6 protein-coding genes are annotated in these 11,129 nt (G+C 74.0%); 4 read left to right on the forward strand and 2 right to left on the reverse strand.

Features of this window, described 5'->3' with window-relative positions:
* Both AC1MIR_RS12855 and AC1MIR_RS12860 read right to left on the reverse strand, forming a co-directional pair.
* Positions 1–701, reverse strand: a 701-nt coding sequence (locus AC1MIR_RS12855; protein ID WP_480028544.1) for a hypothetical protein, incomplete at its 3' end; no start/stop codon positions are given.
* 18 nt (positions 702–719) lie between these two features.
* Complete coding sequence (locus AC1MIR_RS12860; protein ID WP_480028545.1) at positions 720–1,694, reverse strand: tripartite tricarboxylate transporter substrate binding protein; 975 nt, start codon at positions 1,692–1,694, stop codon at positions 720–722.
* Positions 1,695–1,827: 133 nt separating this feature from the next.
* On the opposite strand from AC1MIR_RS12860, the gene AC1MIR_RS12865 reads away from it, so the two are divergent.
* From AC1MIR_RS12865 to AC1MIR_RS12880, 4 genes are all read left to right on the forward strand, one after another.
* Positions 1,828–3,501 (forward strand): GGDEF domain-containing protein, encoded by a 1,674-nt coding sequence (locus AC1MIR_RS12865; RefSeq protein WP_480028546.1) that lies wholly within the window; start codon positions 1,828–1,830, stop codon positions 3,499–3,501.
* Between the two features lie 103 nt (positions 3,502–3,604).
* Positions 3,605–5,047: a mannose-1-phosphate guanylyltransferase/mannose-6-phosphate isomerase gene (locus AC1MIR_RS12870; RefSeq protein ID WP_480028547.1), complete on the forward strand. Its 1,443-nt coding sequence runs from the start codon at positions 3,605–3,607 to the stop codon at positions 5,045–5,047.
* Between the two features lie 109 nt (positions 5,048–5,156).
* Positions 5,157–8,807 (forward strand): beta strand repeat-containing protein, encoded by a 3,651-nt coding sequence (locus tag AC1MIR_RS12875; RefSeq protein WP_480028548.1) that lies wholly within the window; start codon positions 5,157–5,159, stop codon positions 8,805–8,807.
* 51 nt (positions 8,808–8,858) lie between these two features.
* Positions 8,859–11,033, forward strand: a complete 2,175-nt coding sequence (locus AC1MIR_RS12880; protein WP_480028549.1) for a glycosyltransferase — start codon at positions 8,859–8,861, stop codon at positions 11,031–11,033.
* Positions 11,034–11,129: the final 96 nt, after the last annotated feature.

An 11,129-nucleotide genomic window follows, 5' to 3' on the forward strand; every position in this document is an offset into this window, starting at 1 on the left:
TTCGGCTCCCCACCCGGTACCCGGGGGCCCGCCCCACGCCGGGCGCCCCCCCCCCCCCCGCCCCCCGCGCCCCCGGCCGCCACCGCCTGCAGAAGCAGCCGCTCGGTCAGGGCGAGCCCGTCCGTCGTCCAGGGCAGGTCCTGCAGGTGGCGGCGCATCGCCGCGCCCAGATGCGGCAGCGGGGAGGGGCGACGCCACAGCGCATCCAGCGCGCGGGGATCCTCGGCCGCGAAGGCCTCCCAGGCCAGCGCGCCGGCCTCGAGCTGCGCGCGCGTCAGCGGCGCGGGCGCGAGCGCGGCCAGCTCGGCGTCGGGCAGCGCGGCGAAGGGGCGCACGCCATCCGCCGGCATCAGGAACAGCCGTCCCTCCAGCGCACGGCGCTCCGCCATCAGGCCGAGGATGCGGATCAGCGCCGCCTGATCCCACAGGTCATGCTCGAACCACAGCAGGATCCGCTCGAACCGGTCGAGACCGTTGAGCGCGGCGTATTCGGCGCCGAGGCGCAGCCGCACCGCCTGCAGCGCGGCGCCGTAATGCAGCGCCACGAAGCGGGCGCGGACGCCGAGATAGGCCATGAGCCCGTCCGCGCCGACCGGCCCCTGGCAGACCGGATCGGCGAAGGCGAGGTACTCGCCCGCCCACCCCGCCGCCGGCAGGCGCGCCCGCAGGTCGTCGCCGCAGCGGAGATGGGCGGTGCCCAAGGCGACGATGGCTGGCGACTACAGCCGCAGCCCGAGGCGCCGGATCATCGCGCCTTCCTCGGCGAACTGCTTGCGCGCGAAGGCGTCGTACTCCGCCGGGCCGAGATACCAGGGCGCCATGTCGAAGCGATCGAGAATCGCCACATGCGCCGGGTCGAACAGCGCCGCGCGGAAGGCGGCGTCCAGCGTGCGCACCACCTCGGGGTTCATCCCCTTCGGCCCGGCGATGCCGTAGGGCGATGCGGAGACGATGTCCACGCCGCTCTCGCGCAGCGTCGGCACCTCCGGGAAGCGCTTCGCGCGCTCCGCGCTCCAGACCGCCAGCAGGCGCATCTGGCCGGACTTCACCAGCTCGGCCCAGCCCGAGCTGTCCGAGCTCACCTGGATCTGCCCGCCGAGCAGCGCCTGCGCATTCTCCGCCCAGCCGCGGAAGGGCACATGAGTCCATTCGATGCCGCGGGCGCCCGCGATCTGCTCCATCGTGATGTGCAGCGAGGTGCCCACGCCCGGCGTGCCGTAGTTCACCTTGCCCGGATTGGCCTTCGCGTAGTCCAGCAGCTCGCCGAGCGTCCGCCAGGGCGCATCGGCGCGCACCACCGTGCCGAACAGGTAGCCGGTCACGTGGCTGATATAAGTGAAGTCCTCGAGCGGGTTGAACAGCGCCCGCTGGGCCATCTGCGGATGGCGGAACACGCTGATCGGGATCTGCGACAGGGTGTAGCCGTCCGGCCGTTCCTGCAGCAGCGATTGCGGGCCGAGCACGCCGCCCGCGCCGGGCTTGTTCTCGATGATCACAGGCTGGCCGAGCCGCTTCGAGACCTGCTCGCCGAAGGCGCGCATCTGCACGTCCGTCGTGCCGCCGGCGGCCCAGGGGACGATCAGGCGGATGGGCCGGTCCGGGAAGCGCGCCTGCGCCTGGGCGCGGAGCGCAGGCGCGGCGAGCAGGCCGGCGGCGGTCAGCAGCGCGGTGCGGCGTGTGGTGGCGAAGGGCATGGCGGGCCTCCCGATGGCGGCGGGCCTTCGTCGGCCCGTCCTGGCGTTGCGCGGTATGGGTAGCGGCCGCGCCCGGGCGCGGCAACCTTTCCGATTAGGGAAGATTTAAGCGGGGGCGGCGGAGGATCGCGCCATGTCCATCCGGCTTCTCCGTCGTCGGCCGCGGGCGATCCTGCTCGCCGGCGGCCTGTTCCTCCTGACGGCGCTCGGCGCCGGCGCGGCCTTCCGCAGCTACAGCCACCTGAAGCACAAGCAGGACCGTATCGTCACGCTGCACCGCAAGGTCGCCGACGCGCAGCGGCTGCTGCTGCTGGTCGCGGAAAGCCAGGCGGTGATCCGGCACTGGATGATCTCCGGCCGGACGGAGGATCGCGACGCGTCGCTCCGCGCCGGCGACGCGCTCCGCAGCCAGGGGCGGGAGCTCGCGTCGCGCCTGGCCGGCCCGCTCGCGGCGCGCGGCCTGCCGCCGGTGGGCGAGACGCTGGAGCACATCCTGCGGGTGCGCGAGCAGGCGCATGCGATGATCGAGTCCGGCGCGCTGGACGCCACGCGCCAGGCGGTGGTGCAGGGCGGCGGGCTCTCTTCCGTCGCGCAGCTCCGTGAGGTGCTCGGCGGGTTCCGCAACGACATCGAGGACGAGCTCGGCGTGCTGGATGCCGAGCTGCGCGAAGGCCAGGCGGTCGGGCTCATGCTGGTCGGCGGTTCCTCCCTGCTCATGCTCGTGATGCTGCTGGGCGCCGTCGGGCAGCTCGCGCGCCGCCGCGCCGCCGCGGAACGGGCGCGCGCGGCGATGGATGCGCGCGGGCGGGAGGTGGCGGCGCTGTTCCGCATGGGCGAGCTGCTGCAGAGCAGCCACGCGCCCGAGGACATCCGCCGCGTCGTCTCCCACACCGCGGCGGAGCTGCTGCCCGAGCTTTCGGGCGCCTTCTACATCTTCAGCAATTCCCGCGACCGGCTGGACATGCTGGGCCTCTGGGGCGCGCGGGGCCTGCCGCCCGACCTGCCCGAGCATTTCGCCCCGGACGAGTGCTGGGCGCTGAAGCGCGGCCGCCCGCATGGCCAGGCGACCGGCGAGAACCTCCGCTGCGACCATCTCGGCGATGCGGAGACCTGCCTGCTCTGCGTGCCGATGCAGGCGCGCGGCGAGGTCTATGGCGTGCTGAGCTTCTTCCATCCCGAACGGCGGCGCATGAGCGCGGCGGAGATCGAGCTGGCCCAGGCGCTGGCCGACGGCGTCTCCCTCGCCCTGGCCAACCTCGCGCTGCGCGAGAAGCTGCGCAGCCAGGCGCTGCGCGACGAGCTCACCGGCCTGCACAACCGCCGCTTCCTGGACGAGACGCTGCCCCGCCTGGTCGCGCATGCCGAACGGCGCAGCGCCTCCCTCGCCGTCCTCATGCTCGATCTCGACCATTTCAAGCAGGTCAACGACCGCCACGGCCATGCCGCGGGGGATGCGGTGCTGCGCGAGGTCGGGCGGCTGCTGCAGGCGCGGCTGCGGCGCATGGACCTCGCCTGCCGCTATGGCGGGGAGGAGCTGATCGTCCTGATGCCGGATTGCAACGCGTCCGAGGCGCTGGTCCGCGCGCGGGAGCTCTGCGACCAGATCCGCGCCCTGCATGGCGGGGGTGCCGGCGCGCTGCCGCAGGTCACCGTCTCGATCGGCGTGGCGGCCTGGCCGGAACATGGCGAGCAGATCGGCCGCGTGATCGAGGCGGCCGACGCCGCCCTCTATGCCGCCAAGCGGGCCGGCCGCGACCGCGCCCTGCCGGCCGAGGCCCTGGCGGACCCGCTGCCGCTGCCGGGCTGAGCCGCCCCGGCCCGCCAGGCCCGCCTTCCCTTTTGCCGGGGGCTGCGACATACCGCCTTCCGCCGGCCCGCGCCGGTTGCGACACTTCAGGCAGGATTCCCGCATGTCCGCAGCGAGCGCCGACCAGATCGTGCCCGTCATCCTCTCCGGCGGCACCGGGACGCGCCTGTGGCCGCTGTCGCGCGAGGGGTATCCGAAGCAGTTCTGGCCGCTCGCCGCCGGCCGCACCATGCTCCAGGAAACCGCCGCCCGCGCGACCGGCCCCGGCTTCGCGCCGCCGCTCATCGTCTGCAGCGAATCGCACCGCTTCCTGGTGGCCGAGCAGATGCGCGAGATCGGGCAGGAGGGCGCGCAGGTGGTGCTGGAGCCGGTGGCGCGGAACTCCGCCGCCGCCATCGCCGCCGCCGCCCTGCTGGTGGGCGAGCATCGGCCGGACGCGGTGATGTGGATCCTCGCCGCCGACCATGCCATCGCCGACGTCCCCGCCCTGCTCGGCGCGCTGGAGGCCGCGGCCGCGGCGGCACGGACCGGCAGGATCGTCACCTTCGGCATCCGCCCGACCCACCCCGAGACCGGCTACGGCTACATCGAGACCGGCGCCGCCCTGCCGGGCACCGAGGCCGGCGGCCATGCCGCGCAGGCAGTCGCCCGCTTCGTGGAGAAGCCGGACGCCGCCAAGGCCGCGTCCCTGGTCGCCGGCGGGCGGCACCTCTGGAACAGCGGCATGTTCGTCGCCACCGCCCGCACCCTGCTGGACGAATTCCAGGCCAACGCCCCCGCGATCCTCGACGCGGTGCGGGAGGCGGTCTCGGACGCCAGCCGCGACCTCGGCTTCGTCCGCCTCGGCAAGGGGTTCGCCGCCGCGCCCTCGATCTCGGTGGACTATGCGGTGATGGAGCGCACCGCGCTCGCCGCCGTGGTGCCCTGCGACCCCGGCTGGTCCGATGTCGGCTCCTGGGCCTCGATGTGGGACATCACGCCGAAGGACGCGGCCGGCAATGCGGCGGTCGGTCCGGTGGCGCTGGTGGACTCGCGCAACTGCTTCGTGCGCTCGGAAGGCATCCTGGCCGGCGTGGTGGGGCTCGAGGACGTGGTGCTGGTCGTCACCGACGACGCGGTGCTCGCCTGCCGGCGCGATCGCGCGCAGGATGTGAAGCTGCTGGTCGAGACGCTGAAGGCCGAGAAGCGCAAGGAGGCGACGGAGCATCGCCGCGTCTACCGCCCCTGGGGCAGCTATGAGGGCATCGCGCTCGGCGCCCGCTTCCAGGTCAAGCGCATCACCGTGCGCCCCGGCGCCAAGCTGAGCCTGCAGAAGCATTTCCACCGCGCCGAGCACTGGGTGGTGGTGGCCGGCACCGCGATCGTCGAGAAGGACGCTGAACGCCTCCTGCTGCGGGAGAACGAGAGCGTCTACCTCCCGCTCGGCTGCGTCCACCGGCTGGAGAACCCCGGGATGATCCCGCTGACGCTGATCGAGGTCCAGGTCGGCTCCTATCTTGGCGAGGACGACATCGTCCGCTTCGAGGACACCTACGGCCGCGCCTGACGCGCGCGGCCCCGCGCCGCGGTAGCCAGCGCTTCTCGTTGCCGGATCGGTCCAAATCCGGCATCCTGGCCTCACCAGGGGTGACGGGATCTGCCGGCGGGGGACAAGAATGGACGCGGTCTACAACCAGACCAGCGACACCTATTTCGCGACGCTGGGCGAGGCGATCCTCGCCTCCCAGGCGCATGACGTCCTGATCCTCGCACCGGGCAGCTATGTCGAGGACGTCCCGGACATCACCCACAGCCTGACCATCCGCTGCGACGACGGCATGGCGTCCCTCACGCGGGCCACGCCGCTGACGGTGGACGGGCGGGCGATCCTGAACGTGCCCGGCAATCTCGGCGTCCATCTCACGGTGGTCGGCCTCGAGATCTACGGCGCGAAGCGCCCCGGCCCCGACCCCAACGGCGCGGCCATCCTGCACGAGATCGGCAATGGCGACCTGACGATCGAGCGCTGCTACATCCACGGCAACGAGAACGGCATCCTGGTCGGCTCCACCAACGCCTTCAGCCCGCCGACCGGCACCAATGTGGTGATCCGCGATTCCGAGTTCAGCGCCAATGGCGCGCCGCCCGGCAGCGCCTATGCCGCCGGCGGCAAGTGCCACAACATCTACATCAACGCCGTCACCAGCCTGCTGGTCGAGAACAGCTATATCCACTCGGTCTTCTCGCAGGGCCACCAGATCAAGTCGCGCGCCGCGACCAACGTCATCGTCAACAACCGCATCGAGGACCTGCCCCAGCTCGGCAAGACCGGCTACGGCTCGAGCTATTCCATCGACATCTCGAATGGCGGCGTCGCGGTGATCCGCGACAACGTCATCGCGAAGGGCCCCTATTCGACCAACAAGGCGGTCATCCAGTACGCCGGCGAAGGCATGCGCTACGCCGAGAACTCCCTGCTGGTCGAGGGCAACCACTTCGTCAGCGACTTCCCGGACGGCGCCTTCATCCTGCTGAACCGGCTGGACGGCGCCGCGGTCACCGGCATCCCGATCGCCGTGGTGGGCAACACCTATGGCGGGACCCATCCCTTCGTCTTCGCGGGCGACATGTTCGTCGGTGGCGCCAGCGACGACCTGCTGGAAGGCGGCCCCGGCGCGGACAGCCTGGTCGGCGGCCTCGGCAACGACACCTACCGCGTCAACGATCCGGGCGACCGCGTTTCGGAAGCGACCGAGGCGGGCAACGACACCATCCTCACCACGCTGTCCGCCTACACGCTCGGCCTCAATCTCGAGGGCCTCGCCTTCGTCGGCGAAGGCGGCTTCGCCGGCACGGGCAACACGCTGGCGAACCTGCTGGCCGGCGGCGCGGGCGACGACACGCTGAACGGCGGCGTCGGCGCGGACACCATGCAGGGCGGCGCCGGCGACGACCTCTATTACGTCAACGAGGCCGGCGACCTCGTCATCGAGCTGCCCGATGCCGGCATCGACGAGATCGTGACACCGCTCTCCACCCTGCTGCCGGACGATGTGGAGAACCTGACGCTCACCGGCACCGCGGGCCTGTCGGGCACCGGCAATGCGCTCGACAACAAGCTGCAAGGCAATGCCGGCAACAACGCGCTCGCGGGCGCCGGCGGGGACGACACCCTCTCCGGCGGCGCCGGGCGCGACACCCTCGATGGCGGCAGCGGCGCCGACAGCCTCGCCGGCGGCGCCGACAACGACATCTACCTGGTGGACGACCCCGGCGACCTGATCCTGGAGGAAGCGGGCGGCGGCCTTCTGGACGCGGTGCAGACGGTGCTGGCCGCATACGCCCTGCCGGCGGAGGTGGAGAACCTCACCTACACCGGCCTCGGCGCCTTCACCGGCCTCGGCAACGGGCTCGCCAACCGGATCACCGGCGGCGCGCAGGGGGATTCGCTCCTCGGCGGCGAAGGCGCGGACACGCTGAGCGGCGGCGGCGGCGCCGATACGCTCGATGGCGGGGGCGGCGCGGACAGCCTGATCGGCGGCGCCGGCAACGACACCTTCCTCGTCGCGGAAGCGGGCGACCGCGTGCTGGAGGTCTCGGGCGGCGGCTTCGACACGGTGCGCACCACGCTCGGCGCCTACATCCTTCCGGGCCATGTCGAGGCCCTGGTCTTCACCGGCGCCGGCCCCTTCGCCGGCACCGGCAACACGCTCGCGAACCGCATCACCGGCGGCGCGGGCGCGGACACGCTGAACGGCGGCACCGGCGCCGACACGCTGATCGGCGGCGGCGGCGACGACACCTATGTGCTGGACAACGCGCTCGACCGCATCCGGGAGGACGCCGACGGCGGCACCGACACGGTGCGCACGACGCTGCGCAGCTACACGCTCGGCGCCGAGCTCGAGAACCTGGCCTACACCGGCACCGCGACCTTCCTCGGCACCGGCAATGCCGCCGGCAACCGCCTGACCGGCGGCAGCGCGGCCGACACGCTCGATGGCGGCGCGGGCGCCGACACGCTGACCGGCGGCGCCGGCAACGACACCTATGTGGTGGACGACGCCGGCGACGTGATCGTCGAGACCGGCGGCGGCCTCGACACGGTGCGCACCACCCTCGCCGCCTACGGCCTCGGCGCGCTGCCGGCGGTCGAGCACCTGACCTATGTTGGCACGCAGGCCTTCATCGGCGCCGGCAACGCGCTGGCCAACCGCATCACCGGCGGCGCGCTCGGCGACTCGCTGGATGGCGAGGCGGGCAACGACACGCTCTCGGGCGGCGCCGGCGACGACACGCTCTCGGGCGGTGCGGGCGCGGACAGCATGTCGGGCGGCCTCGGCGACGACACATACCTCGTCACCGAGGCCGGCGACCGGGTGCTGGAGGCGACGGGCGGCGGCACCGACACCGTGCTCACCACCCTCGCCGCCCTCACCCTGGCCACGCAGGTCGAGGCGCTCGTCTTCATCGGCGGCGGCGGCTTCGCCGGCACCGGCAACACGCTCGCCAACGCCATCACCGGCGGCGAGGGCGCCGACACGCTCGATGGCGGCGCCGGGGCGGACACGCTGGCCGGCGGCCTCGGCGACGACACCTATCTGGTGGACAACGCCCTCGACCAGGCCGTGGAGCTGCCCGGCGGCGGCCTCGACACGGTGCGCACCGCGCTCACCGCCTGGACGCTCGGCGCCGAGCTCGAGAACCTGGTCTATACCGGCGCCGGCAGCTTCCGCGGCACCGGGAACGCGGCGGTGAATGCGCTGGCCGGCGGCGACGGCGCCGACACCCTCGATGGCGCGGAGGGCGCGGACACGCTGACCGGCGGCGCCGGCAACGACACCTATGTGGTGGACGATGCCGGCGACGTGATCGTCGAGACGGGCGGCCTCGACACGGTGCGCACCACGCTCGCCGCTTTCAGCCTGGCGGGCCTCCCGGATGTTGAGAACCTGGTCAACGCCGCCGCGCAGGACTTCGCCGGCACCGGCAACGCGGCTGCGAACCGGCTGACCGGCGGCGCGACGGCGGACACGCTGGACGGCGCGGGCGGCGCCGACACGCTCACCGGCGGCGCGGGCTTCGATGTCTTCGTTCTCGTCGCCGGGGAGGCGGAGGGCGACGTCATCACCGATTTCGCCGGTGGCGGCGCGCTGGAGGGCGACAGCCTGCGCTTCCTCGGCTTCGGCACGGCGGCGGAGGGCGCGCAGCTCATCCGCCTCAACGCGACCGACTGGCTGGCCAGTTCCGGAGACGGCACGGCGAGCGCGGTGATCCGGCTCACCAACGCCACCACGATCCACGCGACCGACTACGCCTTCGCCTGACGGCGCGGCGCCGCTTCCGGCGCCGGCGCAAGCGGGCTACGGAATGGGCCCATGTCCGCAGATGCGCCGCCGCCGCCGCCGCCGACGCCGGGACGCGGCGGGACCGATCCGGCCGGCTCCCCTCTCGGCCGCGCCGGGGCGCTGCGCGCCGCCGGCGACTGGCGTGGTGCCGCCGCCGCCTACGCTGCCCATCTCGCCGCCCGGCCGGAGGATTGGGGCGCCTGGATCCAGCACGGCCATTGCGTGAAGGAGGCCGGCGACCCCGCCGGCGCGCTCGCCTCGTACCGCCGGGCCGAGGCGGGGCTCGCCGAGGATGCCGATCTGCAGCTGCAGATCGGCCACGCGCTGAAGCTCACCGGCGACCTGGCGGGCGCGCGGGCGGCCTATGGCCGGGCGCTGGAGCTCGACCCGGCGCATGGCGCGGCCTGGCAGGAGGCGGTCGGGCTGCTGACGACGCCGGGCATCGCGCCGCCGCCCCAGGGCCTCCGCCTGCTCGACGACATCCGCCTCGTGCTCGACGTCTCGGACCTGATCTCTTGGTTCGGCACCCACCGCGCGCCGAGCGGCATCCAGCGCGTCCAGATGGAGATCGCCGCCGCCGCCGCGGCGCGCGACGCCGCACCGGCCGAGCTGCGGCTCGCGGTGTTCCGCCCGGACCGCGGCGCGTGGCGGGAATTGCCGCCCGAGGCCTTCCTGCGCCTCAGGGCGCTTTCCCGCGCCGGTGCCGATCCCGGGGATGCCGCCTGGGCGGGCACCGTCGCGCAGGTGGAGGCGATGCTCGCCGTCGCGCCCGACTTCGCCTTCGCCGAGGGCGCGTGGCTGGTCAATCTCGGCACCGCCTGGTGGCTCGACGGCTACGACCAGGCGGTGCGCGCCGCGCGCGCCGCGCATGGCCTGCGCTATGCGGCGCTGGTGCACGATGTCGGGCCCATCCTGGCGCCCGAGCACAGCGAGCCCGCCGCCGCCGCGCGCTTCGCCCGCTGGTTCGCCGCGCTGCCCGCCACCGCCGACCTGGTGCTGGCGGTGTCGGAGGCGACGCGCGGAGACGTGGCGCGGCTGGCGGCCGAGGCGCTGCCCGGGCTGCCTGTGCCGCCGCTGCGCCTGCTGCGCCCCGACGCCGCCCTGCCGCCGCCGCCCGCCACCGCACCGCATCCGCGCGAGGCCGAGCTGGCGGGCACGCCCTATGTCCTCTTCGTCGCCACGATCGAGAGCCGCAAGGACCACCTCTTCGTCCTGAATGCCTGGCTCGCGCTGCTGCGCCGGCATGGCGACGCGGTGCCGCCGCTGGTGCTGGTCGGCCGCGCCGGCTTCCAGGCGGGGCCGGCGCTGGCGCTGCTGCAGCGCGCCCCGGCGCTGGCCGGGCGCGTGCTCTGGCTGGACGATGTCGCTGACGACGCGCTGCAGCGGCTCTATGCCGGCGCGCTGTTCACCCTCTACCACTCGCAGCATGAGGGCTGGGGCCTGCCGGTGACCGAGGCGCTGGCGGCCGGCAAGGTCGTGGTGGCGCCGGCGCATTCGGGCCTGCTGGAATCCGGCCAGGGCGTCGCCCTGCACCATGCGCCGGGCAGCGAGCCGGAATTCCTCGCCCTGGTCGAGCGCCTGCTGTTCGAGCCGGGCTTCCGCGCGGCGGCGGAGGCGCGGATCGCCGAGGGCAGGCGGCTCAGGAGCTGGCGTGCGGTGGCGGCAGGTCTGGTGGAGACGCTGGCCGCCATGCCGCCCGGCCCCGCCCCCGGCCTGGCGCCGCCGCCGCTCGGCATCGTGCATCGCCTGGCCGAGGCGGCGACCGTGCAGCCCGCCGCCAGCCTGCTCTGGTCGGAACTGCTGCGCGACGGCGGCGGCTGGCTGGCGCCGGAGGGCTGGGGCTGCTGGACCCGCCCCGGCCGCGCGCTGCTGCGCCTGCCTCTGCCGCCCTGCGAGGGACCGCTGCGCGTCCACCTCGCGCTGCGCGGCGCGGCCGCCGCCCGGACCGTCGTGCTGCGCCTCGGCCGTGCCGCGCGGCAGGAGGTGGAGGTCGCCGCCGAGGCGCGGCCCGTCGTGGTGCTGGATCTCCCCCCGCCGGGCGCGGTCGCCGAGATCGCGATCGAGGCCGCCCCGGCCGAGGAGGCGGAGGAGGGCGCGCCGGTCGGGATCGGCGTCGTCGCCGTGATGGCCTGCACCCCGGACGACCTCGCCGCCCGCCTGACCTTCCTCGAGCGGCTGCGCTTCGTCTGGCCGGAGCCGGCGTAGCCGGGCGCGCGTAGGGCGCGCCGGCGACTGAGGCGAAAGAACCCCCGCGGCCCGCCTCAGCCCGCCCCGCGGCCCCAAGGCCCCCCGGGCCGGGGG

It is taken from the genome of Falsiroseomonas sp. RANM36 (assembly GCF_056682175.1).